At 66.5% G+C, this 25,123-nt stretch carries 19 protein-coding genes and 1 tRNA gene; 6 read left to right on the forward strand and 14 right to left on the reverse strand.

The window, feature by feature from the left end; all coding sequences use genetic code 11:
* Positions 1-157: 157 nt before the first annotated feature.
* Positions 158-234: transfer RNA gene (locus tag MLE42_RS14245), tRNA-Arg, on the reverse strand.
* Between the two features lie 58 nt (positions 235-292).
* On the opposite strand from MLE42_RS14245, the gene MLE42_RS14250 reads away from it, so the two are divergent.
* A complete protein-coding gene (locus MLE42_RS14250; RefSeq protein WP_243288543.1) occupies positions 293-895 on the forward strand; it encodes a DUF4337 domain-containing protein in 603 nt (200 codons plus the stop codon).
* Positions 896-971: 76 nt separating this feature from the next.
* On the opposite strand, the gene MLE42_RS14255 is transcribed toward MLE42_RS14250, so the two are convergent.
* From MLE42_RS14255 to MLE42_RS14280, 6 genes are all read right to left on the reverse strand, one after another.
* Positions 972-1,805 (reverse strand): hypothetical protein, encoded by an 834-nt coding sequence (locus tag MLE42_RS14255; protein WP_243288544.1) that lies wholly within the window; start codon positions 1,803-1,805, stop codon positions 972-974.
* A 25-nt stretch (positions 1,806-1,830) separates the two neighbouring features.
* The gene (locus tag MLE42_RS14260) at positions 1,831-3,249 is read right to left on the reverse strand and encodes an NCS2 family permease (RefSeq protein ID WP_243288545.1); all 1,419 of its coding nucleotides are present in this window, start codon (positions 3,247-3,249) and stop codon (positions 1,831-1,833) included.
* Between the two features lie 28 nt (positions 3,250-3,277).
* Positions 3,278-4,558, reverse strand: coding sequence for a uracil permease (gene uraA / locus MLE42_RS14265; protein ID WP_243288546.1), 1,281 nt, complete (start codon positions 4,556-4,558; stop codon positions 3,278-3,280).
* 207 nt (positions 4,559-4,765) lie between these two features.
* Entirely contained in the window at positions 4,766-6,280 is a 1,515-nt protein-coding gene (locus MLE42_RS14270) for a putative bifunctional diguanylate cyclase/phosphodiesterase (RefSeq protein WP_243288547.1), read from the reverse strand.
* Between the two features lie 116 nt (positions 6,281-6,396).
* Positions 6,397-7,242, reverse strand: a complete 846-nt coding sequence (locus tag MLE42_RS14275; protein WP_476729710.1) for a hypothetical protein — start codon at positions 7,240-7,242, stop codon at positions 6,397-6,399.
* A 197-nt stretch (positions 7,243-7,439) separates the two neighbouring features.
* Positions 7,440-8,543, reverse strand: a complete 1,104-nt coding sequence (locus MLE42_RS14280) for a right-handed parallel beta-helix repeat-containing protein (RefSeq protein WP_243288548.1) — start codon at positions 8,541-8,543, stop codon at positions 7,440-7,442.
* Between the two features lie 312 nt (positions 8,544-8,855).
* Here MLE42_RS14280 and MLE42_RS14285 point away from each other — a divergent pair, with 312 nt between their 5' ends.
* The 3 genes from MLE42_RS14285 to MLE42_RS14295 are packed head-to-tail and all read left to right on the forward strand — an operon-like array spanning position 8,856 to position 12,693.
* Positions 8,856-10,004 carry a polysaccharide biosynthesis/export family protein gene (locus MLE42_RS14285; protein ID WP_243288549.1) on the forward strand — a complete coding sequence of 383 codons (1,149 nt, stop codon included), beginning with the start codon at positions 8,856-8,858 and terminating at the stop codon, positions 10,002-10,004.
* A complete protein-coding gene (locus tag MLE42_RS14290) occupies positions 10,001-10,480 on the forward strand; it encodes a low molecular weight protein-tyrosine-phosphatase (protein ID WP_275975935.1) in 480 nt (159 codons plus the stop codon). The genes MLE42_RS14285 and MLE42_RS14290 overlap by 4 nt, the downstream gene beginning before the upstream one ends.
* On the forward strand, positions 10,477-12,693 hold the full coding sequence (locus MLE42_RS14295) for a polysaccharide biosynthesis tyrosine autokinase (protein WP_243288551.1): 2,217 nt from the start codon (positions 10,477-10,479) through the stop codon (positions 12,691-12,693). The genes MLE42_RS14290 and MLE42_RS14295 overlap by 4 nt, the downstream gene beginning before the upstream one ends.
* A 24-nt stretch (positions 12,694-12,717) precedes the next feature.
* Here the strand turns inward: MLE42_RS14295 and MLE42_RS14300 are convergent, their stop codons facing one another.
* The 7 genes from MLE42_RS14300 to MLE42_RS14330 form a co-directional block, all read right to left on the reverse strand.
* Entirely contained in the window at positions 12,718-13,839 is a 1,122-nt protein-coding gene (locus MLE42_RS14300; protein ID WP_243288552.1) for a glycosyltransferase family 4 protein, read from the reverse strand.
* A complete protein-coding gene (locus MLE42_RS14305) occupies positions 13,839-14,873 on the reverse strand; it encodes an SDR family oxidoreductase (protein WP_420843101.1) in 1,035 nt (344 codons plus the stop codon). The genes MLE42_RS14300 and MLE42_RS14305 overlap by 1 nt, the downstream gene beginning before the upstream one ends.
* A complete protein-coding gene (locus MLE42_RS14310) occupies positions 14,870-16,144 on the reverse strand; it encodes a nucleotide sugar dehydrogenase (RefSeq protein WP_243288554.1) in 1,275 nt (424 codons plus the stop codon). The genes MLE42_RS14305 and MLE42_RS14310 overlap by 4 nt, the downstream gene beginning before the upstream one ends.
* Before the next feature lie 438 nt (positions 16,145-16,582).
* Positions 16,583-18,742, reverse strand: coding sequence for a glycosyltransferase (locus MLE42_RS14315; RefSeq protein WP_243288555.1), 2,160 nt, complete (start codon positions 18,740-18,742; stop codon positions 16,583-16,585).
* A complete protein-coding gene (locus MLE42_RS14320; protein ID WP_243288556.1) occupies positions 18,743-19,924 on the reverse strand; it encodes a glycosyltransferase in 1,182 nt (393 codons plus the stop codon). It abuts the gene before it with no gap.
* Complete coding sequence (locus MLE42_RS14325; RefSeq protein ID WP_243288557.1) at positions 19,921-20,685, reverse strand: DUF2334 domain-containing protein; 765 nt, start codon at positions 20,683-20,685, stop codon at positions 19,921-19,923. Before MLE42_RS14325 ends, MLE42_RS14320 begins: the two co-directional genes overlap by 4 nt.
* A gap of 502 nt (positions 20,686-21,187) precedes the next feature.
* Positions 21,188-21,976, reverse strand: coding sequence for a DUF2334 domain-containing protein (locus MLE42_RS14330; protein ID WP_243288558.1), 789 nt, complete (start codon positions 21,974-21,976; stop codon positions 21,188-21,190).
* A gap of 208 nt (positions 21,977-22,184) precedes the next feature.
* Here MLE42_RS14330 and MLE42_RS14335 point away from each other — a divergent pair, with 208 nt between their 5' ends.
* Both MLE42_RS14335 and MLE42_RS14340 read left to right on the forward strand, forming a co-directional pair.
* Entirely contained in the window at positions 22,185-23,318 is a 1,134-nt protein-coding gene (locus MLE42_RS14335; protein WP_243288559.1) for a glycosyltransferase family 4 protein, read from the forward strand.
* Positions 23,319-23,551: 233 nt separating this feature from the next.
* Positions 23,552-25,021 (forward strand): asparagine synthetase B family protein, encoded by a 1,470-nt coding sequence (locus MLE42_RS14340; RefSeq protein ID WP_243288560.1) that lies wholly within the window; start codon positions 23,552-23,554, stop codon positions 25,019-25,021.
* Positions 25,022-25,123 lie beyond the last annotated feature (102 nt).

Consider the following 25,123-nt stretch of genomic DNA (forward strand, 5'->3'; position numbering starts at 1 on the left):
CGGCCCACGTAACGCTGGACTCGAACTGCGCTCGGCTGCGCTGATCGCCGGTCTCGCTTCGGTGCGACATCTAGTCGCACCTCCGCGATCCCACTCGACGCTGGACCCCGGCCGAGTCCGCGCGGCCGGGGCTGGCCCGAGTCCAGCTAGGCGCACTTGGTGCGCCTAGCTGGACTCGAACCAGCGACCTGCGGCTTAGAAGGCCGCTGCTCTATCCACCTGAGCTATAGGCGCGCGAGGGATAGTCTAGCGGGTTGGGGCGTGCCTAGACTGGGGGCTCCGGGAGGCGCCCATGTCTGAGACCCTCGACCCCATCCAGGATGAGGTGCAGGACCACGCCAGGGACAGCCGCCTCAATGGGTTCATCGCCCTGTTCGTGGCGGTGGTGGCGACGTTCATGGCCCTGTGCAACGTGAAGGACGGCAATGTCGTCCAGGCCATGCAGCAGTCCCAGGCCAAGGCGGTGGACCAGTGGGCCTTCTACCAGAGCAAGAGCACCAAGCAGCACATCGCCGAGAACGCGGTGGAGATGCTGAGGGTCCAGCTCGACATGAGCCCCGGGTTGAAACCGGAAGCCCGCGCCAAGGTGGAGGCCCGGATCGCCGCCCAGGAAGCGGCCGGGAGGAAATACGAGCAGGAGAAGGAGCAGATCAGGATGGAGGCGGAGCGGGCGGCCAAGGACTACGACGCCATGAACGTCCATGACGACCAGTTCGACTTGGCCGAGGCCTGCCTGAGCGTGGCCGTGGCGCTGGCCGGGGTCACAGCCCTCACCCGGAAGCGGTGGCTCTTCGCCGTGGCGGGGATCTTCGCGAGCATCGGTCTGGTCTTCGGCCTGGCGGGGTTCCTTCACTGGAACCTGCACTCCGACGTGATGGCGAAGCTCCTGGGCTGAGCGCTCCTGGACCGAGCCTCACCGGGTAAACGAAAGGGGGACCCGCAGGCCCCCCCTTTCGAGCCTTCCGAAGGGATCAGAAGTGGATCTGCAGCTGGGCCATGGGCGCGGTGACGCGCTTGTTGGTGGCGGGGGCGGGGCCGTCGTTGTTCGGGCCGCCGAACTTGTTGTTCCAGTACTCGAAGCCGGGGCCCACGTAGACCTTCTTCTTGGTGCCGAAGAGGGGGCTGATGTCGAAGAGCAGGGAGAGGTTGGCCAGGGTCTCGGGCTTGGTGTCGATGCCGAAGCCGTCCTTGCCTTTGGCGCCTTCGTAGTTGGCGTAGCCCTTGAACTCGGCGCCCACCTGGCCCACTTGGAAGGGGATGCCCCAGGCGGCGGTGAGGTAGTACGTGGTCTTGAAGTCCACGGACCGGCCCACGATGCCGTTGTAGTTCTGCTCGTGGCAGGCCAGGAGGCCCAGGTCGAAGAAGCCGTCCGCCACCTTGAAGTTGAAGGTGGGCCCGGCGACCAGGAAGCGCTTCTTGGAGGCGAAGGCGTTGTCCTTGGAGTTGAAGTCGAAGCCGGCGGTGAGGGAGATGTCGCGCACTGGGCCGAAGCCGAGGTCGGTCTTCGTGAGCTTGCCGAGGCTCAGCGAGCCGCGGTAGAGGGCGTAGACCTCGTTGGCGCCGCTGTTCCCGCTGGCGGTGGGGTCGTTCCGGTCGGACATGAGCATGTCCACATTGAAGAAGTTGGTGCCGTAGGCCCAGCCGCTGACGTGGCCGAGCTGGACGATGTTCTTCTTCACGGTGCCGTCGATGCCGGGCTCGCGGAACTGGGTGCCGGTGCGGTAGCCGATGAAGGTGTCGCTCCAGTCGGCGGCGGCCAGGGGCAGGGCGGCCGCCACGAGGAGGGCGAGGGCGAGCTTGGTCATGGGTTCTCCGGGTTGGGGCGGGGTCCTAGGCGGACAGGAAGAGGAGCTTGAGGAGGAAGATGACCGAGAGCACGAGGATGATCGGGTTGATCTCCTTGAAGCGCCCGGTGGCGGCCTTCAGCACGGTGTAGGCGATCATGCCGAGGGCGATGCCGTTGACGATGGAGAAAGTGAAGGGCATGACCACCACGGCCAGGTAGGCGGGGATGGCGTCGGTCACGTCGTCGAACTTGATCTCCTTGATCTCCGACAGCATGAAGAAGCCGATCATCATGAGCGCCGGGGCCGTGGCCTGGAGCGGCACCATGAGGAAGAGGGGCGAGAGGAAGAGGGCCAGGGCCAGCCAGCCCGCCACCACCAGGGCCGTGAGGCCCGTCTTGCCGCCCTCGGCCACGCCGGAGGCGCTCTCGATGTAGGCGGTGATGGCCGTGGTGCCGAACATGGAGGCGAAGGTGGTGCCCACGGCGTCCGCCATGAAGGCTTTCGACGCGCCCGGGAACTTGCCTTCCTTGTCCAGCAGCTTGCCCTGGGCGCCGATGCCCATGAGGGTGCCGATGGTGTCGAACATGTCCACGAAGAGCAGGGTGAACAGGATGATGAAGATGTTGATCATGCCCCCCAGGGACCTGGCCCAGCTCCAGTCGTACTGGAACATCTTCGGCCAGCTGGGGATCTGGAAGAGCGTGCCCTTGGGCAGGTGGGTGAAGCCGCCGCCGAAGCTCACGGGCAGCAGGCCCACCAGGGTGATGGCCAGGATGCCCAGGAGGATGGCGCCCTTCACGCGCTTGGCCACCAGCACGGCGATGAGGAAGAGGCCCACCACGGACCAGAAGGCGGGCGTGAGGTGGCCGTGGTCCCAGAACTTCGCGATGAAGAGGTTGTTCACGTCATGCAGGCCGAAGAGGGCCGAGGGGTCGTTCTTCAGGACCGGGAAGATCGCGTCGGGCTCGAACTTCAGGCCCACCTGGGTCACGCCGGAATCCACGAAGCCGATGATGGCGATGAAGAGGCCGATGCCCACGGAGATGCCCTTCTTCAGCGAGAAGGGGATGGCGTCCATGAAGGCTTCGCGCACCTTCATGGCGCTGAGGGCGATGAAGACCAGGCCTTCGAGCAGCAGGGCCGTGAGAGCCACCTGGATGGTGTAGCCCATGCCGCCCTGGTTGGCGGGGGCGCAGACGGTGAACGCGAAGAAGGCCGAGAGGCCGATGCCCGAGGCGAAGGCGATGGGCAGGTTCGCGTAGAAGGCGCCGATGAGGGTCGCGAGGATGGCGCAGATCACGAAGGCCGTGAAGCCCTGCGCCGGCGCGATGCCCGCCACCTTGAGGAAGGCGTTGGGGATCAGCGAGATCACGTACGCCATGGAGATGAAGGTGGTGGTGCCCGCGAGCACCTCCGTGGCCACCGTGGTGCCCTTGGCCTTCAGGTGGAAGAACCGGTCCATGCAGACCTCCGGAAAAGGGGAGAAAGGATCAGGGTTGCGTGTCGGTGTCGTTGCTGAGGCCGAGGTGGTCGAGGCCCCAGAAGAGCAGGCTGAGGACGATGGCCACCACCGTGCCCAGGGCCATGCCCTTGAGCTCCACGGTGCCCAGCTTCACGGCCGCGCCGCTGATGCCGCTGATAAGCACCACCGAGGTGAGGATCAGGTTGCGGGACTGGGTGTAGTCCACCTGCTTCTCGATGAGCATGCGGATGCCCGCGGCGGCGATGACGCCGAAGAGCAGAATGCAGACGCCGCCCATGACGGGCACGGGGATGCTCCGGATGAGGGCCGCCAGCTTGCCGGAGAAGGAGACCAGGATGGCGATGACGGCCGTGCCGCCGATGACCCACACGCTGTAGACCTTGGTGATGGCCATGACGCCGATGTTCTCGCCATAGGTGGTGTTGGGCGTGGCCCCGACGAGGCCCGACAGCACATTGGAGATGCCGTCGCCCAGCAGGGAGCGGTGCAGGCCGGGGTCCTTCATCAGGTCCTTGCCCACGATGTTCCCCGTCACCACCAGGTGTCCCACGTGCTCCGCCAGAACCACCAGCGCGGCGGGCAGGATGATGAGGATGGCCTGCAGGTTGTAGGTGGGCGCGTAGAGAGTGGGCACCTGGAGCCAGGGCGCCAGGCGCACGGACTGGAAGTCCACCACGCCGAGGCCGAGGGAGATCAGGTAGCCCGCGATGACGCCCAGCAGAACGGGGATCACCGCCAGGAACCCGCGCAGGAGGATGGAGGCCAGGATGGTCACGGCCAAAGTGGACAGCGAGACCACCAGGGCCAGGCGCAGCGGCATGCCCAGCACCGCGGGGCCTGCCGTGAGCCCGGCCATGTTGGTGGCCACGGGGGCCAGCTCCAGGCCGATGATGGCCACGATGGCGCCCATGGCGGCCGGGGGGAAGATGACGTCGATCCACCGCGTGCCCGCCACGCGCACGACCTGCGAGAGCAGCATGAAGATGAGGCCGAAGACGATGAAGCCGCCCTGGGCGGCCGAGTAGCTCAGGCCCGCCGCCAGCACGGCGAAGACCGGCGAGAGGAAGGCGAAGCTCGAGCCCAGGTAGGCGGGGATGCGGCCCTTGGCCACGACCAGGTAGATCAGCGTGCCCACGCCGTTCATCAGCAGGCAGGTCGCCGGGTTCACCTTGAAGAGGAAGGGCACCAGCACCGTGGCGCCGAACATGGCGAACAGGTGCTGGAGGCTCAGGGGCGCGGTCTGCAGCAGGGGCAGGCGTTCGTCGACGTCGATGGTGCGGCGCTGCATGGGGGCCTCGGCGGGTTTGGACCTTGTGAAGGCACCGCGGGGTGGCGCCTGGCTCCGGGGCCGGGGAGGGTCCCTTCGGTCCGGAGGCACAAGGACCACCCGATTGTCCCCTGCTTGGACGTTTGCCGTCGTCACATTATGTTTTTTCCAGGGACCATTCTCGATGTGTCGCGTGCGATGGCCCGCAGGGAGGGGACCAAGGCGGCTCTAGCGGGATCCCCGGCCGCGGCCCGCCGGGGCCGCCTGGAGAACCTTCGCCTCCTCCCGGGGTCGCCCGGAGGCCTTCCTCAGGAACTGCTTCGTGGACATGAACTCCAGCATGGCCTCGAAGGCGTCCGCCGGCTGGGGCCGCCCCAGCAGGAAACCCTGGAGGCAGTCGCAGCCGAGCAGCTCCAGCGCGTCGCGCTGGACCTCGGTCTCCACGCCCTCGGCCACCACCGTGAGGTTGAGGCTGTGGGCGAGCTGGATCACCGCGCGCACGATGGCGTCGGAGGCGAGGCCCGGATCCTCGGACTGCAGCGCGGCGATGAAGGACTGGTCCAGCTTCAGGGTGGTGATGGGCAGGCGCTGGAGGTAGCCCAGGGAGCTGTAGCCCGTGCCGAAGTCGTCGATGGCGATCCGCGTGCCGATCTCCCGCAGCCGGTGGAGCGGCGCCAGGTCCTCATGGCCCTGCCGCATGACGAGGCTCTCGGTGAGCTCCAGCTCGAGGCAGCCGGGCTCCAGGCCCGTGTCCGCCAGGGCCCGGGCCACGCAGGCATCCCAGTCCCCGTTGGCGAACTGGAGAACGGAGACGTTCACCGCGAGGATCAGCGGGGAGGGGCTGATGGCCTGCCACCGGGCCATCTGGCCGCAGGCCTCCCGGAGCGCCCACTCGCCAATGGGCAGGATGAGGCGGCTCTCCTCGGCCAGGGGGATGAACTTCACGGGGGGCACGGCGCCCAGCAGCGGGTGGTTCCAGCGCATCAGCGCCTCGGCCCCCGCGAGCCGTCCGTCCATGAAGAACTGGGGCTGGTAGTACATCTGCAGCTCGCCGTTCTGTAGGGCGCTCCGCAGGCAGCTCTCCAGCTCCTGCCGCTCCAGGGAGACCTCGTTGAGGGTGCTGGTGAAGCACTCGATGCGGTTGCCGCCGCGCTCCTTGGCGCGGACCAGGGCGGATTCCGCGTGGGCCTCCAGGATGTGGGCGTCCATGCCGTCGTTGGGGAAGACGCAGACCCCGATGCTGGCGGTGAGATCGATCTCCCGGGACCCGGCGCGGAAGGGCACCTGGAGGGCCTCCAGGAGCTTCTGGCCCACCCGGGCGGCGGCCACCACATCCTTGATCTCCTGGAGCAGGACCAGGAACCGGTCGCCGCCCATGCACGCCAGGGTATCGCCCTGGCGCAGCGCCTCCTGGAGGCGCTGGCCGAGGAGCCTCAGCACCTCATCGCCCCCCGGGTGTCCCAGCAGGTCGTTGACGCGCTTGAAGCGGTCCACGTCCAGGAGGAGGACGGCGACGATGTGTCCGTGCCGCTGGGCCACCAGCAGGGCCTGGGATAGCCGGTCCGCGAAATGCCGATGATTGGGCAGGCCTGTGACCCCGTCCAGCAGGCTCAGCTCAGACACCCGCTGCTCCAGCGCCTGGATGCGCCGCTCGGCGTTCCGGAGGCGGCCGATCGCATCGAGACGGTCGATCTTGAGCATGAAGCCCTTGAGATCCAGACCGTGGGGACGCTCGTTCGGCAAATGGACTCCGGAAGACAAACCCATCCTAAGGCGCCCGTGAGAACAGCGCCACGGGGAATGGATTGCCCCAAGAAAAAAGCGCTGAATGGAATCTGGTTCGGAATCTAAGGTCCGGCCTAACGTCTCGTGAGGCCGGCGCGGCTGGTCAGGGCCCCTTCGAGGACCGTCGTGTAATAGGCGAGACGGGAGCCGCCAGGCAGGAGGGTCTGGGCGCGCCGCAGGACCGCGATCGCTCCAGCCGTGCTCAGGGCGGGGGCCAGCCAGGGATGGAAGTGGATGCTGAGGTTGTGCGGCTCCACCTGGTAGCCGAGCTGCCGCTTGTAGCGGTCCAGCCCTTCGTTGGGCAGGATCGAGGTCATGCCGTTCCCGATGAACCGGATCCCGGGATCCGCCGCGGCGTCCCGGATGATGGCGAAATCCAGGGCGTGGTTGGGGTGGTGCTCCTGGCCCGTCCGGGAGGACATCTTGTAGATGAGGTGCAGCCACTGGCCGTCGCGGCAGGAGATCAGGTAGGTGGCGAGCCGCCCCTCCACGAAGGCGCCATGGACGGTCATGCCGGGGCAGCGCCCCACGGCCTGGACGAAGGCCTTCCACCGGACGGGGTCGAGGAAGGTGGCATCCTCCCGCGCCTGCCGGGACAGGGTTTCGCGGTTCAGCGGCATGCCCTGGTGCAGCAGTTCGTCCGCGCCGAGGGTCCGGAGCTCGCAGGCCTCGAGCCCGCGCGTCACGTGGCCGCGCTGCTTGCGGTTGACGGCCGCCAGGCCGTAGCCCTCCGGGCGGATGACATAGTGGCCGGCGGGGAGGCCGGGCCGGTCCGAGGGGAAGCACAGTCCCGGGATGCGGGCGCGGCTGAGGATCTCCCTGGCCTCGTCGGGCCCGACGTCCGCCTTCAGCTGGAAGGGGAGGCTGGTGTAGAAGGGCCCCCGGTGGTGTCCCCACCAGATGCCGTGCATCTCGAACACGGGCCGTCCCCGCAGCTCCCAGAATCGGACGAGGTTTCCGCTGCTTTGGGCGGAACAGACGGTGGCGGGTCCGGTCTGATGTCCCTCCTGTTGGTGCGAGGTATCGTGGACCGCTTCCTGAATCAAAGGTCTCTCCTGGAGGTCGTTCGAGGATCGGCCCGGAGCGCTTTGCGGGCCGTGCGTGGATCGCGGCGGCATCAGGGCGGCACTCCGTTGCCAGAGAGGGCGTTCTCCGTGATGGTGTTGCCCGAGGACAGGTACTCGAGGATGCCGTTCAGGCGGTTCTGCGTCACGGTGTTGCGGGTGACGGTCGTGCCCGTGACCCCGTTCCTCAGGTAGATGCCGAAGCCGGCATTGCCCTGGACGGTGCTGTTCTTCACGACATGGCCGCCGGTGTTGGAGACCTCAAGGCCGCTGCGGGGGCCCGAGCTGAGGCTGCTCGCGCCATTGCCGCTCATGGTGTTGCTCTCGATCACCACGTTGTAGATGAAGGCCAGGCCGGAATAGGCGATGGGCACCCCCACCTCGATGCCGTCGCCCGCGTTGTTCGTGAAGACGCAACCCGTGATCAGCACGTTGTTGACCGTCTGGCCGCTGTTCGGCTCGATGTCGAGGCCGTCCTCGGGAAGGGTGCCGCCGGTGTTGGCGAAGCGGGAATCCCGGACGATGACGCCGTTCCCCCCGGTGATGGAGAGCCCCTGGCGGCGGTTGTGGTCCGCGGTGACGTGGCAGAGGGTCACGTCGCTGGCATCGGCGACCATGAACCCGTCGCCCCAGCATTCCCTCGCGGTGACCCCCACCACGGCGATGTGCTGGGCGCCGCCCGTGATCCGGAGTCCCATGCCCTGCTCGCCGGTGGTGCCCGTGTGGGCGCTGCGCTCGCCCAGGAGGGTGCCGCCCAGGATGTTCACGTTCGAGACCCCGGACACGCGCAGGATGGTGTAGTTGTCCGCGCCGTTCGGGATGGCGGCCAGGATGGCGCCGCTGTCGAGGGAGAGGGTCATGCCGCTCCTCAGGAGCAGGGAGGTGAGGGCATCCACCCGGTAGGTTCCCGCCGGGACCGAGACGGTGCCCCCGGTGCCGCCGACGGCATCGATGGCCTTCTGCAGGGCGGCCGTGTCATCGGTGGTTCCGTCGCTCTTGGCGCCGTAGGGCGCCTCCTTGACGTTCACGACCCGGGAGGATGCGGGCGTGGGGGTGCAGCTCGCCGCCGGCGGCTCGACCCCCCCCGCCGCTCCGGATCCACCCCCGTGGCAGGTGCACAGGAGGAGTCCCCCGCCGATCGCCAGGCCCCCAAACATGCCCTTCCACTTAGGTGGCAGGTTGACTCCGCGGGGAGCGGATCCGGCCTGTCGGCGCCATCGGATTCCGGGGCCTGGGGGTGGAAGGGGGAGGGGCTGCATGGAGGGCCTCTGGATGCGAACCATATCATCGACCAACTTGCGCAAGCGTGCTGATTTTCCTTGCGAGCTTGTGGTAAATAGCGATATATCTATCAGCTCCTCTCGGAGACTGCCGTGTGTCCACAAGACCCGTCTAGTGCTCGGATTCAAACCGTCGGTTCAGCACCCGCCGCGCCGCGCCATTCCGCGGTTCCAGGCCGGGAGATGGGGATGCGTCCCCGGGCCAAAGCCGCTCCGGGAGCCACTCCGACGGTCGCTTTGGGAGCCGCCCTGGGCGCGATCCTGCTGCTCAGCGCATGCCGGGCGCCGGGCATGAAACTGCGGGAGCAACCCTCCCGGCCGGAAACCACCCGGGTTGAAGGTCTCACGGTCTCCCTGCAGCCGCTGAACCTCACGGCCGTCCAGGCCCAGGAGCGGCCGGCCGGCGAGCCGCTCGCGCTGGAGGGTCTGCTCATGCAGAATCCCCCAATCTACCTGGTCGGCCCCCAGGACATCCTGCTGGTCACCGTCTGGGATCACCCCGAGATCACCCTTCCCCTGGGTCAGTACCGGCAGGACACCGCCGCCGGCACCGTGGTGGATGAACGCGGCGACCTGTTCTTCCCCTATGTCGGGAAGTTCCATGTCGCGGGCCTTTCCGTGGGCCAGGTCCGGGACAAGCTCGCCGCGCTCCTGAACAAGGTGCTGCAGAACCCGCAGGTGGACGTGAAGGTGATCGCCTACCGATCGCAGAAGGTCTATCTGGGCGGAGAGGTCCGGAATCCGGGCGTCTATCCCGTCAACGATGTGCCGCTCACCCTGACCGAGGCCCTGAACCGCGCCGGCGGACTCCTCCCCACGGCCGATGACAGCCGCCTTCTCCTCTCCCGGGGCCAGAAGACCTGGACCCTGGATTTCCAGGCCCTGCTTTCCCAGGGCAACCGGGTGAGCCAGATCCTGCTGCAGAACGGGGATTCGCTCCAGGTGCCGCACCTGAACGATGCCCCCATCTACATGATGGGTGAGCTCCTGAGACCCGGGACGACGCCCCTGGTCCACGGCCATCTCTCGCTCGCAAAGGCCATCCAGGACTCGGGCGGCATCCAGGGGCAGACCGCGGACCCCAGGTGCATCTACGTGATCCGCCAGGGTTCCTCGCTCAATGCGGTGGATGTCTTCCACCTGGACGCCCGCAATCCGACGGCCATGATCCTCGCGGACCGGTTCCCGCTGCGGCCCCGGGACATCGTCTACGTGGACAAGGGCACGGTGGTGCGCTGGGGCCAGGTCGTGAACCTCATCCTGCCGGCCTACAGCGGCCTGCTGCAGACCGCCGTGAGCGCCAAGTACCTGGGCTCCTCGTCGAACTCAAGGCCATGAAGACTGGTTGTACCCCCGCCATTCACCGCATCCTCGTCATTTGTGAAGGCAACCACTGCAGGGGCCCCATGGCCGAGGCGATGCTGCGCGCCGCCCTGGCTCCGGACATCCAGGTGGCGTCCGCCGGGTTGAACGCCCTGGAGGGCCTCCCGGTGGATCCCGAGGTGTCCCGGCTGATGGCGGAGTCGGGCCTGGATGTCTCCAGCCATGCGGGCCGGCAGCTGACCGAAGAGATGCTGCTGGCGGCCGACCTCGTCCTGGTGATGGACCTTCCTCAGAAAGCCTGGTGTGAAAAAATGACTCCCAGCCTCCTCGGCCGGATCTTCCTCTTGGGGCACTGGCGCCCGGAGGGGGCCCGGGAGATCCCGGATCCCTTCCGCCAGGGTTCCGAGGCTTTCCGCACAGCCTGTGAGAACATCCGCCTATCCGTGTCAGACTGGCTGCCCCGCTTGGCACATGAGCAGAGGTCTGCATGAACAGTCCCCTCGCCACCGGCATTCGACCCCCCCGGCTGGATCCGGAGGAGCCCCGCCCTCGGCCCCTGGGGCGGTTGCACGAGCCCGAGGAGATGGGGATCACCGAATGGCTCGCCAACCTCTGGGAGGGGAAGCTCCTCATCCTCACGGCGCTCGTCGTGTTCGTCGGGCTGGGCGGCCTGTACGTCTGGCAGGCGGCCCCGGTTTACCAGGTCCAGGCCCTGCTGCAGGTCCAGGCCAAGCGGACAGGCCCGTCAGACCCGGCCTTCGCGAAGATGGAGGGCCTGCTCTCCGCGCCTTCCGACACGCCGAGCGAGGTCGAGATCCTCCAAAGCAACCTGGTGCTGGGCCGGACGGTGGAGGCGCTCAGCCTCGATCTCAAGGCCCGCCCGAAGCTGTTCCCCATCATCGGCGCCGCCCTGAACCGCGGGAACCCCGAGGCCCCCAAGATCGACCTGGAGTCGTTCGACGTGCCGGACGATCTGCGCGGAACGGTGTTCGGCCTCCGCGCCCTGGGAGACGGGGCCTTCCAGCTGGACTCCCCGAAGGGCGCCCCCCTGGGCAAAGGCGAAGTGGGCCAGCCTCTGACCGTGTCGTACGTGGGGGAACCCCTGAAGCTGGTCATCCGCTCCATCCGGGCCAAGCCCGGGCAGCTCTTCACGGTCGAGCGGAGCCCTGTGACCGACGGGATCTCCTCGCTGCGCGCCAACCTCGACGTGGCGGAAAAGGGCAAGCTCACGAACGTGCTGGGGCTGACCCTCACCAGTACCAACCCGGCCCTCGGCGCGAAGATCCTGAACGAGATCATCGACCAGTACATCCACCACAAGGTCGAGGGGAAGAACTCCACGACCATGAAGACCCTGGAGATCCTCAAGGAGCAGTTGCCCCAGGTGAAGGCCAAGCTGGACGATTCGGAGAACCGGCTCAACCAGTTCCGGACCCGGACTGGATCCGTGGATCTCGCCCGCGAAGCGGATGCCTACCTCCAGCAGAGCACCAACCTCAAGACGCAGGTCTCCTCGCTCCAACAGAGGCGCCAGGAACTCCTCCGGACCTACCGGGAGGACGCCGACGTGGTGGCCACCCTCGACAAGCAGATCGCCCAGCTCAAAGCGGAGAACGGGCGGATCGAATCGAAGGTCCGCACCCTGCCGGGAGCCCAGCAGGAGGTGGTGCGCCTGTCCCGCGAGGTGGCGGTCAACACGGAGCTCTACACCGCGATCCTGAACAACATCCAGCAACTGCGGATCGCCAGCGCCGGCGAGGTGGGGGGCATCACGGTGGTGGATTCCGCCACGGCGGATCCCAAGCCCGTGGCACCCCGGAAGACCCTGCTCATGGGGCTGTACACCTTCCTCGGCCTCCTGGTCGGCATCGGTCTCGCCATCCTCCGCAAGGCCATCAATCCGCGCATCGAGGACCATCGCCTCGTCGAATCCAAGCTCGGGCTGCCGGTCCTGGTGACCATTCCTCACAGCAAGGCCCAGGAGGCCCACACCCAGGCCATCCAGAACGGCGAGGACGGCCTGCATCTGCTGGCGGCGCTCAACCCGGACGACCTGGCCACCGAGAGTCTCCGCAGCCTGCGCACCACCCTCCATTTCTCACGGAAGCACGCCTCCTGCCAGACGATCATGATCACGGGCCCGTCGCCGAACATCGGCAAGTCCTTCGTGGCCGGGAACCTGGCCGCGGTGCTGGCCCGGTCCGGAAGCCGGGTGCTGGTGGTGGACGCAGACCTCCGGAAGGGCGCCCTGCATCGTCAGTTCTGGTCGAAGGACCGGGCGGGCGGACTGGCCGATGTGCTGGCGCGGACCGCGGAATGGGAGACGGTGGTCCACAAGACCGCGGTGCCCCGGCTCTCCCTGATGATGTCCGGATCCATCCCCATGAACCCCTCCGAGCTCCTGATGGCGGAGACCTTCGACTCCTTCCTGGCCCAGGCCTCGAAGGCCTACGACTACGTGATCCTGGACGCACCGCCGGTGCTGGCGGTCACGGATGCCATCATCATCGGCTCACGGGTCGACGGGGTGCTCCTGGTGATGAAGTACGGCTCGCATTCCCTGGACGAGCTGCGGACCTGCCTGACCCAGCTCGAACGCCAGGACCTGCCGCTGATGGGGTGCGTCTTCAACGACGTCCAGCCGCTCGGAGTCGCGGGGAACTACACGCACTACCGCTACGCCTATCACTACCGCTACGAGTGAGGGGCCGGGGTGGTTCCGCCGACCTCACCCCAGCCCCATGAAGGCCATGATGTCCGCCGAGACCCGGCGGACATCGTACTTCGCCTCGGCGATCCGCCGGCCCTCGGCGCCGAAGCGGCCGATGAGATCCCGGTCGGAGGCCAGCTTCGACAGGGCCTCCGCGAGCGCGGCGCTGTCCCGCACCGGCACCAGGAACCCGTTGCCTCCGTCACGGACGGTGGCCCGGCATCCAGGCGCGTCAGTGGTAACGACGGCCCGCCCCATGGACATGGCCTCGAGCACGGAGCGGGGCGTTCCCTCCCCGTAGGAAGGCAGGACCAGGACGTGGGCGGCGGCCAGGGCCGGGCGGACATCCCCGGTCTCGCCGAGGTATTCCACGATGCCTTCGCGGGTCCAGGCCTCGACCTGCTCCGCCTTGATGGCGTTCGGATTGCTGTCCAGGGGGCCCAGGATCTGGAAGCGCGCCCCCAGATGCCGGTCCGAGAGGGTCCGGCAGGCCTGGACGTACTCGTTCAGGCCCTTGTCCCGCAGCAACCGTCCCACGAAGAGAAAGGTCACGGATCCGGGGGGGAGCGGCGACTGGACATAGTGATCCAGATCCACGCCGGAGCCGTTGACGATCCGCCAGGGGTGGCCCTCCGGCAGCATCCCCTCGTTCCGGAAGAAGGCGAGATCGTCCTCGTTCTGGAAGAGGACCCCCTGGCACTGTCGCAGGGCGCGGCGGTAGAAGGCCTTCACCAGGCGGCGGACCGCCCGCTCGCGGAGTCCCGTGGGGGAGCCCTGCAGCGTGGTCCCCCGGCCGGTGATCATGGCGAAACGCTGGCGGACCCCCGCCTGGCGGGCGGCCAGGGTCCCGAAGGCCACGGCCTTCACCTCGTAGGCCAGGAGGGCTTCGAGGCGCAGGCGGCGGAACAGGTTCCGCAGGCGGACGAGGCTGGCCAGGTCCCGGAGGGGGTTCAGTCCCGTGCGGTCGAGGACGATGGGGACGTACGTGGCGCCGAGCGCCTCCAGGCTCGCCCGGATCTCGGGAGTGCCGCCTGGGGCGATGCCGTAGACCTCGTGCCCCGCCCGGACCATCTCCGAGATGAGGTGGCCGCGGAAGTTCACGAGGTCTCTCGCCTCGCCTCCCAGCACCGCGATCCGCATCAGAGCCGGGCGGCCTGGGCCGCGAACCAGGGGACCAGCTCATCCAGCCCCTGGGCCACGGAATGGGTGGGTTCATAGCCCAGGTGGGCCCGGATCTTGGAGAGATCCGCCTGGGAATGGCGGATGTCACCCTCGCGGGGCGGGCCGTACAGGGGGTCCCGCCGCTCGAACCCGGGATGCACGGCGGCGAGGCGCTCCACGATCATCCAGTAGAGGTTCGTCAGGGACGTGGTGCCGCCGTAGGAGACGTTGAAGACTTCGCCCAGGGCGCTCTCGGGGGCCACGCTGGCCAGGAGGTTGGCCTGGACAGCGTTGGCCACAAAGCAGAAGTCCCGGCTGGTGTCGCCGTCGCCGTGGATGGTGCAGGTCTCTCCGTCGGCCAGGGCCTGGAGCCACTTGGGCATGACCGCCGCATAAGGGCCGTTGGGATTCTGGCGGGGGCCGAAGACGTTGAAGTAGCGGAAGCCGAGGGTCTTGAACCCATAGGTCCGGGCGAAGATGGCGGCGTACTGCTCGCCGATGACCTTGGTCAGGGCGTAGGGAGAAAGGGGGTGCCCGGTGCGTTCTTCGACCTTCGGGAGACCGGCGTCGTCCCCGTAGACGGAGCTGGAGGAGGCGTAGGCCATCCGCCGGACACCGGCGTCCCGGGCGGCCACGAGCATGTTGAGGAGGCCGTCCACGTTGGACTGGTGGCTGGCGATGGGGTCCTTGATGGAGCGGGGGACGGAACCGAGCGCTGCCTGGTGGAGCACGACCTCGCGGCCCTCGCAGGCCTGCCGGCAGGTGTCCAGGTCTCGGGTGTCCCCTTCGATGAAGGTGAACCGCGCCCACGCCGCCGGGGAGACCCCCTGGCGCACGTTCTCCAGGTTCCAGGGCTTCCCCGTGGAGAAGTTGTCGAGCCCGACCACGGTCTGGTCCAGCTCCAGAAGCTTCTGGAGGACGGACGAGCCGATGAACCCGGCCACGCCGGTCACGAGCCACCGCTTCGGGTGGACCCTGAGGTCCTCGCAGAGTGCCTGGTACAGGCTCATCACAGGCTCCAGTAAGAGATGGGATCCGGGAAGTCCGCCGGTTGGAAGCAGGACTTCACGTCCACGACCACGGAGGTCGGCTTGAGGCAGGCACGGAGAGAGGCGGCCCCGCCGGCGAGGAAGACCTGGTGGCTGACGGCGAAGACCAGGGCATCGAGATCCCGGAAGCTGTCGAAGGGCGAGAGGTGGATCCCGTACTCCTCATGGGTCGCCTCATGGTCGGCCAGCGGATCATGGACCAGGGGATCGACCCCGAACTGGCGGAGTTCCTCGACGATGTCGGGCACCTTGCTGTTCCGGATGTCGTGCACGTTCTCCTTGAAGGTGAGGCCGAGGATGCCGACCTTCGCGGTCTTCACGGGGATCTGCTGCTGGATGAGGAGCTTCACGAGCTTCTGGGCCACGTAGGCGCCCATGGTGTCGTTGATGCGCCGGCCCGCGAGGATAACCTGCGGCTGATAGCCCAGCTCCTCGGCCTTGGTGGTGAGGTAGTAGGGATCCACGCCGATGCAGTGTCCGCCCACGAGGCCGGGGCTGAAGGGGAGGAAGTTCCACTTGGTGCGGGCTGCGGCCAGCACATCCGCCGTCCGGATCCCGACCTTTTCGCAGATGATGGCCAGTTCGTTCATGAGCGCGATGTTGATGTCGCGCTGGGTGTTTTCGATGACCTTGGCTGTTTCGGCGACCTTGATGGAATTGGCCTGGTGAATCCCCGCGCGGATGACGGCCCCGTAGACGCTGGCGATGGTTTGGCAGGTCTCCGCATCCTGGCCCGAAACCACCTTTACGATCTGATCCACCGTGTGGACCTTGTCTCCGGGATTGATGCGCTCCGGGGAGTAGCCGAGCTTGAAGTCCTGTCCGCTCTTGAGCCCGGAGTACTGCTCCAGGACGGGCCCGCAGATTTCCTCGGTGACACCGGGGAAAACCGTCGATTCGTACACGACGATGGCGCCCTTGCCGAGCACCTTGCCGACGGTTTCGCTGGCCTTGAGCATGGGGGTGAGGTCCGGCCGGTTCCAGCCGTCGATGGGCGTGGGCACGGCGACGATGATGAAGTCGGCCCCCCGCATGTCTTCGGGATTCGCGGTCATCTTCAGCGTGGTGCTCTTCAGGGCCTCGGATTCCACTTCCCGGGTACGGTCCACCCCGGTCTGGAGTTCGGCCACCTTCGACGCTTGGATGTCGAACCCTACCGTATTCGGGAATTTCTTCGCGAGCTCGAGTGCCAGTGGCAGTCCTACGTATCCGAGACCCACAACCGCGATGCGCATGATGCTCCACTCCGTGAGACGTGCGTTGGATGGCCGTTCAGTTTGCCCTGTGGCGAGATTGCCGAGGCGATTATTTCTCAATCGAGTGTATATTTCTAATGGGAATTTTTGAAATAGTACAAACTGCAAAGCTCGCCCAGATCGAGGGCCGAGGGGCTGGGTGTTGCCCCGCAGTGCGACGGATTCGCGGAGGTTGAGCGCGCTCAGCTCGGCCCTGAAAGGGGCCGCCGGAACCGTGCGAGGCCTGAACCGGCAGGCGTATGTTTTCGCAGCCGAGGAGTGGCATCAGAATGACGCCGGTCTCTGAAACTGGTCGCTCTCTTGGGCTGGGACCGTGCTCCCCCACCAAGGCATTGCCCAAGTAACGGGAGCGGCAAACACCGTGCCCCCCGGCTTCGGGGGCTGCCCAGGCACCCTGGTTCTGCGAGGAGCGGCCCATCAACCCGCTCCTACGACAACTCGGGGACCTGGTGATGGAGCCGACCTGCGGCTGGTCCGGGCCCTGGAGGCGATCTCCCCCATGTTCATGGGGACCACGCCGTGGCGGTCGCGCAGGATGACATGGAACCGGAGGAGTTCCTCCAGATTCGCCAGATTCTCCTTGAGATGGGTGCCGAAGTTATGGGGGTGCCACCAGAGGTGGAAGCACTCACCCGCCTCGGCTGACGCCTCCATGGCGCGCTTGATCCGCCGTAGGCGCAACCCATCCATGGGCTTCAGGTAGGGGTTGATCGGCCGCAGGAACCGGCTGGAGGGGCAGTTGATCAGCCCCCCCTCTTCATGGGGGGTGAAACCGTTGGAACCGGAAAGGTTCAGGTAGTGGTCCAACAGGCGGGTCGTCCGCAGGGTCGAAGAAAGGGAATCGTTGGCGGCCTCGCGGTACATCCAGGCCTTTTCGTTGCCACGGAAGCAGGTGAATCCGGCCTCCGCACAGATGGACAGGTAATCATGGTTGTACTGGTTCCGGGGGAACACGAAGCTGACCGGGCGGCGTCCCAACCGTTGGATGGCGGCAATGGAGGCCTCTAGGTCATCGCGGAACTGGGCCTCGGTCTGACCCCTCTCCAGGCAGTAGAAATGGGAGAAGGTGTGGCTCCCGAGCTCCATGCCCTCGCAGTCGAGGATCTGGCGGATCATGGACAGCCCGAAGTGGTAGGGGTCGGAGCGCTCGTCTGCTCCGATCTCGTCCAGGGCCAGGTAGGGATTCAACTCCTCGCGATCATAGGTGGGTCGCAGGTCCGGCAAGTGCTTGAGGAGCTCCTCGCGGCGGTCGAAGAGGGTCATGCCCACCGCTGCCCAGGTGGCCTTGATGCCGTATCGCTTGAACAATGCAAGCATGGCCGGGATGGCTTCGCGCTCCCCCAGGATGTGGTCCCCGTAGGTCTGGATGGATTGCTTGTCGCGGATGCCCCAGAGCAGCTCGAAGTCCAATGAGATGACAAAGGTAGGCGCCTGCTTCGGCAAGAGCTTCCGGGCCGCCGCCGACGTATGGCGGACCAGGTCCTCCCACCGTTCGATGATGCGTTCCTGGTCGTAGCCGGTGGCCATGTGCTCCCGTCCGACCGCACCCATCCGGTCACGCGCGGGGGCATCCAGGGCCATCGCGGCCAGCATCTGGTTCGCCAGGGCTGCCGGGTCGCGCGGTGGAACGATCCACCCGGAGCGGCCGGGGGCTACCAGCTCCCGGACCCCCCCGACATCCGTCGCCACGACAGGAAGGCCTGATGCCAGCGCCTCCATCACGGCGTTGGGAAGGCCTTCCCAGGCCGAAGAGAGCACGAAGGCATCCGCTGCCTTCATGAGCCGCGCCACATCGGTACGTTTCCCAAGGAAGTGCACGACCTGACCCAGTCCGCGCATCTCCGCATCCGCCCGGAGGGCATCGATCCGCTCGCCTCCTCCCGCGATGGCCAGGCGGAATCGGGGGTCGGCCACTGCGCATTGCGCCGCCGCCTCGAGCATGGTGGGGTAGTCCTTCGCCGGACTGAGCGTGCCGACCGCGAGCCACAGGAAGGCCTCCGGGGCGACTCCGAGGTCGGCCCTCATCTCCTCTCGGGGAACGGGTGAGGGGTAATCCGAGGTGAACATCCCATTTGGAATCACCAGGGTCTTCCTCGGCGTGAGGACCTTCCGCGAAACCATGTAATTGATTCCGGCCTGGGAGTTCGAGACGGTCAGATCGACCAGCGGTTCGGTGATCCGGTAGACCTTTTCACGAAGCGAGGTCTTGGCGATGGCGGTCCGGAGGGAGCCGATGATGACCGGGACGCCCGCCAATCGACCGCACACGCGGCCGATGACGTCAGAGTGGTAGCTGAAGCAGATCAGCACGGACGGCTTCCAGGCGCGCAGCTGCCGGATGAGCCGCAGCGTCATGCGAATCGGAATGAGAGGATGGTTCTTCGGCACGCGGAGGGGCTCGCACGACAGGTGGGGGATGCCATCGGCCTGGAGTTCCTCGTCGAAATCACTGCCGGGAAAAAGGGAGAGGACGCCCACCTTCCAACCCCTTCGATGCAGGGATTTGCAGATCCGGACCAGTTGAGTCTCGGCCCCCCCGCGGCCCAATTGATCAGTGAGAAACACGATGTCGTACATTCAGGCACCGGCAGGGAAAGGGCGGGTCGATGGGAGGCGACGCAGGGATGCCAGCGCGGCTTCCGTTCTGCGGACGAGCGTCTCAGTGCTGAATTCCGAGCACATCCGCGAGCGTTGGGCCAGGCCCTTCGCGGCGCGGGACGCTGCGGGTTCTCCCAGGAGGTGGGAGATGGCCGCTGCCAGGGCCCGATCATCGCCAGGGTCCACGACAGCCTCAGGGTCGCCCACCAGCCGCTCGGAATCGCCAGCCCGGGTCGAGACACAGGGGATGCCGCAAGCCATGGCCTCGCCCAGGACATTGGGGAAACCCTCGTCGGTCGAGGACAGGGCGAGTACGGTCAGGGCGTTATAGACGGCGGGCATCTCTGTGCACGCACCAGGCCACAGGACGCTGTCGCGGAGGCCGAGGGACTCGGCCTGTTGCTTCAGGGACTCCGAATAGCCCGCCGGCCCGCTGCCCACACAGACGAAGCGCGCTCCAGGCCAATCACGGGCAATCCGCGCAGCCGCGCGCAGGAAGGTGGGGTGGTCCTTCACCGGTTCCAGACGACCCACGATGCCGATGAGCGGCGTCTCCGCGGGCACATTCCAGGCGCGGCGCTGCTTCAGGCCGCTGGGCAAGGCCGGCGCGAATCGGGTGACATCGAATCCGTTGGGGATGACCAGCATCCGGGGCGCTTGCATGCCCATGGCATGATGACTGACCCGTCCCGCCTCAGAGTTGAAGATGATCAGATCCGTGAACCGGGACAGGCGCGCCGAGATCCTGAGCAGCCACCGGGATCGGCCATCCAACAGGGAAAGGTCGCTGCTGGTGCGGCGGATACCCCAGGCCACGGGTCTGCCAAGGAGGCGCCCCAGCAGCAGGGCCGGCAAGTTGGCGTCCATGTACCCATGGAGAACGTCCGGCTGGATCCGCCTCAGCAGGGCCAGTAGGCGGGGAAGCGCGGTCAGGTACCCCGCACTGCCCCTCCGCTTATGGAGGCAATACCACGTGCTGTCCGGGATCCCCTCCGTCTCGCCCCACAGATGGTTCTCGCCATGCGCTTCGGGGCCATAGAACACCACGATGTGAACCTCGAACCGGCTCTTGTCCATCCCCCGCACCAGCTCGCACAGCTGCCGCTCGGCCCCATGCGCGATCAGGGAAGGGATGAGGAATACGACTCGAGTCCGGGTCACGACGCCCCCCTCGTTCGCTGCCTCCGCGTCATGGTCAGCATCTTCCGGGAAAGGCCTACCATCCGGTCCAGCGGGGAGAGGCGGCGGCCGCCAAGGGCCCTCGCCTCGCTGAGGGAGATCATTCTCGGCCCCAGCTGCTCCAGCCGCTTCCGGAAGAGGGTCATCCCCCCTCCGGAGAGAAGACCAAGGTGGTAGCAGAAGGTCCACACCCCCCAAGGCATGGGTCGCATCATCGCGTACTGCTGGGGAATCCAGACGGTTCCCTGGTTGTCCTGGTAGGGACCGAAGGCCATGCCATCGCTGATGGTTCGGATCCCGAGCTCCCTCAGCGCGGCCACGGTGACCAGGTCGAAGGAATGGGAAGGCGCGATCCATGCGTCTGGCCGGACCCCTTCGCGGGCGAAGATCTCCATGCCGAGTTTCAGTTTGTGGAGCTGTTCCCCGTAGGGCAGGCCGGCGAATTCGCTCTTCGACGGGAAGCCCAGGATGCCTGATTCCGAATTTACGCTGAGGTGCTGGTACCCGTGCAGGCCAATGGCCCATCCCCGCGCCTGCCAACCACGCACCCGATCCCAGAAGTCGGGTGCCGGCGAATCGACCATCAGCTTCGGGTCCTGATTATCGGGAACCACCGCCAGGATCGGCTTCACACCCTGTGCGACCAGGATCTCCTCGACGGCGTTCCAGGTCGACCAATCCATGGTCGGGCAGATGTCGTCGAAGCGGAGCAGATAGCGTGGGCCTTCGAAGTGGGTGCTCATCGAGGGTGCTCCGACAGGCTGGACGAGGAGGAGGTCTCCAGAGAGGAGGCCAAGCAAGGCCTTCTCGGTGTCCCGGGCCAGGGCTTGGTCGCTGAACCGTGTCGAGATCCGGGCCCGGCAGGTTGCGCGGCGGGCTGAGTGGATTTCCGGTGCCTCTCGAAGGAGGTCCAAGACCATCGAGGCCAGGGGCTTCCGTTGCAAAAGCCCGGCCGGGGATTCGGGCTGAACCGAGAGACGTCGTCGTCGTTCGGGATGACCTGAACGCGCCGCGCGCACAGGTAGCCCAGGAGACCTTGCCGCCTGTGGAGGCTGTGAAGGGTCACACCTGAGGTCGATGCCACCTCCGGCCAGTACTCGCCTCGATTCCTGTATCCGGGGTCGGAGATGACGGCGATGTGGAGGCCGAACCGATCCCGGTCCATCGCCCGCACCAATTGCGTCAGCTGTCGCTCGGCGCCTGCCGCGAGGGAATTGATGAGGAACAGCACGCGGGTTTTCCGGGTCATTGGGTCATCGCCCTTCGTTCGCGCAGATGCCGCCGGGCGGTCCAGAGGGGCCCCATGATGCGGTGGGTCCAGACGTATTCTGAAAATCCTTGCCAGCGGTCGGACAGCGAGAGCCTCCGTCCCGCGTAGTCCTGGAGCACGGCGGGGACATCCGTCAGGCGGGACGCATAGGTGCGGAGGGATTCGGCAAACATCTCCAGCCGCTGCGGGGTCCAGTGGTTGTGGTGGTTGCACACGGTCCAGATGCCCGCGGGCCTGGATTGGAAATCCCAGAGCTGCTGAGGTATCCAGGTGATCCCGTTGGCTTCGGTGAAAGGCCGGGGCCAGAGGCCGTCGCTGATGTGGGTCAGGCCGAGGTCCGCGAGGATCTCCACGGTGGTGCGGTCGAAGGAATGGGAAGGGGCCACCCAGGCCTCGGCCCGGACGCCCTGCTGAGCGAAGATCGCGAGCCCCGATCTCAGCTTGGCCTCCTGCTCAGCTCGCGGAAGGCCTGCGAACTCGCTCTGCGGGGTCAGCTTCAACATCCCGGGGTTTCTGTTCACGTAGACGTGCTGGTACCCGTGGAGCGCGATGGTGTAGCCCATGGCCTGCCATCGACGGACATGGGCCCAGAATTCCGCGTGGGGGGGGTCGACCATCAATTTGCGGTCGCGGTTATCGGGCACCACCGCCAGGATGGGCTTCACTCCGAACTGGACCAGACGAGCCTCGATGGCCTCCCACATGGCCCAATTCATGGTCGGACAGATGTCGTCGAAACGCACCAGGTAGCGGCTGTCGGTCATGCGGGTCGTCTCCTTCACCGGGGATTCGATGGCCAAGACGGGAACAGCAATCGGTTGGGGAGGCTGCCGGTTTCCATGGAACAAGGTTCTCCAACAGGACTTCATCTACAATACATTCGGATGTCAAAAATCGATAGAATGACGTTTCATAGTCGTGTCTATCCCTGGCTCCGGCCAGCCCCCTACCCCCTGCACGAGGAAGGAGCGCATGAAGATCTGCTTTTTCATCTGGGGCCTTCGAGCCGCCGGTGCGGAGCGGGTGCTCTCCTTTCTCGCAAATGACTGGTCGGCGAGGGGGAGGCAGGTCGTGGTCCTGACCATGGAGGATGAGGGGAAGGCGCCTTTCTACCACCTGGACCGTGCCATCGAGGTTCAACCTCTGAACCTGTTGGGAGAAAGCCATACCCTGCTTTCCGGGCTCTTCAACAACCTCCGCCGGATCCGCAGCATTCGCAGGGCGATCCGCGAGGCCCAGCCCGACGTGTTGATCGCTTTCATCGACAAGGCCAATATCCTGGCGGTCCTGGCATCGCGAGGGCTCGGCATCCCCGTCATCATCTCGGAGCGTACGGATCCCTCCAGGCGATCTCTCGGATGGCGTTGGGGCCTCCTGCGCGATCTGGCTTATCCCCGAGCCGACACCGTCGTCTTCCAGTCGCAGGCGGTACTGGAGTGGTTCCCCGCCGGGGTTCGCAGAAAGGGGTTGGTCATTCCCAACCCGGTACCCCCGCCACCGCCCATTCAGGAGGGGGATCCCGGGAAAGCTTCATCCCACCGTCTCGTCGCTATCGGAAGGTTGTTTCCGGTCAAGGGGTTCGACCTCCTCTTGCGGGCCTTCGCCCTGGTCCGGGAGCGGGTGCCTGGATGGACTCTGGAGATCTGGGGCGAGGGACCTGAACGAAAGGCGCTGGAAGCCCAGGCCCTGAGCCTGGGCCTGTCCGGGTGCACCCGCCTCCCGGGCCTGACCGAGCATCCCTACGCGGTCCTGCGTGGTGCGGACCTGTTTGTCATGTCCTCCCGCGCCGAAGGATTCCCGAATGCGCTGGTGGAGGCGATGGCCTGCCGGCTTCCTGTGGTGTGCACAGATTTCGGGGGCGCGGCGAGGGAGATCATTCTGGACGGCGTGAATGGGCGCCTGGTGCCCCCCGAGGATCCCTCGGCCTTGGCCGAGGCCCTGGTCACCCTGATGTCGGACCCCGCTGAGCGTGCGCGCCTCTCGGCACGAGCCGGCGAGGTGGTGCAGCGGTTTTCGGGCGAGCGGGTCATGGCCCTGTGGGAGGGCGCCATCCAGCAGGCCAGAGGCCAGAAGATCCCCGCGGGAGGTATGGCATGTCCAATGTGATCTTTGCCTGTTGGCGTGGTCCCCAGGGTGCGCTCAGCGAGGGCGATCTGAGGCGTGTGGCGGACCGGATCACGCCCTCCAACGTGACCGGCCACCCCCATCGGGTGGTGATGGGGTCACAGGAGGCACTGTGCCTAACGGGGCCCGTGGGGGCGGCCACGGCGAGGGAAACCTCGGCTCATTTGGGAGCTTTTGCGGGTTCGTGGCCGGCATGGCACGAGCCTGGATCCCCGGTGCCGGATGGATCCTTCGCCCTGGTCCGATCCGATGGCGGGCGAGTGGAACTGTGCAGCGATTTCGCGGGATCCAGGACGCTCTGGTACGTCCTCACGGAGACCCGTTTCCTCGCCTCAACGTCCCAGCGGGCGCTGGTCGCTCTTATGGAGAGTCTGGAGTTCAACCGGGCCGCCTTTGCGTGGTTCCTGTCCTCGAGTACGCTCGGCCCTTCGGATGGCTGGGACCGGCGCATTCACCGTCTGCCCCAGAACGCCTGCCTGGTGCTGGACCGCCAGCGGTGGACCCTGGACCTTCGCACCACCCCGATCGAGTTCAGCCCCAGGCCGATGAACGCCGCGGCCTGCCGGGAGGAACTGCTGGGGATCATGCGGGCGGCCATCCAACGATTCGATTTCACCTCGGCGCGCTGGGCCCTGCCCCTGTCGGGAGGCTATGACAGCCGGTTCATCCTTGGGGTTCTGGTGGAAGCCGGAACGCGCCCCCCCACCATGACCTGGGGACTCGCGTCCTCCCTCCACCAGCCGGGCAACGATGCCTTCATCGCCCGGAGGATCGCCTCGCACTATGGCCTCACCCATGACTACCTGCTCTCGGAACGATCGGAAGATCCGCCTGCGGCGGTCGTGGATCAGTTCCTGGCCGCCAGCGGGGGCGCCACGGACCAGCTCTTTCCCTACCTGGATGGCCTGCGCATGTGGGCTTCCTTCGCGGCGAGCGGAATCTCGGGGGTGATCCGGGGTGATGAGGGCTTCGGCTGGATCCCCGTGAGGACCGTGCAGCACGCGAGGACCTCCGTGGGCCTGACCATGCTGGGGGATTTCCTGACGGAGGCCGAGGCCGAGGAACTCGCGGATGGCGCGCAGCGGCTCCCAGAAACGCTGGAGCACCGAGCCGGCGAATCCATCCCCGCCTACCGAGACCGCCTCTACCATGGCCACCGGATCCCCGTCGGCCTCGCCGCATTGAATGACGTGAAGGCTCCCTTCGTGGAGATCGCGAGCCCGCTCCTGTCTCGCGAAGTGCTCTCCTTCGTCCGCCAGATGCCCGACGACCTGCGCACCAGCAAGGCGGCCTTCAGCCAGATCGCGAGGGCCGCGGGCCCGCCGGTGCCCTATGCGACGATGGGCGCCGACGACGACCGTAGCGACTTCATACATTCGGAACCCTATCTGCGTTGGCTCCGTGAGGAACTCGAAAGCGAGACTGTCGAAGTCCTGCTGCCGGCTTCGTGGAGGGCCCGCCTCCTCGGGCACCTCTCGGACACCGCCTTTACGCCGACCTCCAGCCGAGCGGTGAGAGCCGCCCTCAAACGGGTCATCCCCACTTCCTGGATCCGGGCCGTCAAAGCCCGGATGGGGCCTGAACTCCCGTCGTGGGGGTTCCTCGCGCTTCGCACGGCGCTCGCCAGCCGCCTGGTGCGCCTGCTCGAATCGGATGCCAAGGCGATGAGGGACCATCCTCGATGAGCCCTCGGATCATGTGGCAAAGGTTTTTGGTAAAAACGCGTAAAGAATGAAACAGTGAACGTTATTAACACGATGATGCCTTGACAGGAAGCGAGAACATGG

The organism is Geothrix terrae (genome assembly GCF_022808775.1).
GTDB lineage: Bacteria > Acidobacteriota > Holophagae > Holophagales > Holophagaceae > Geothrix > Geothrix terrae.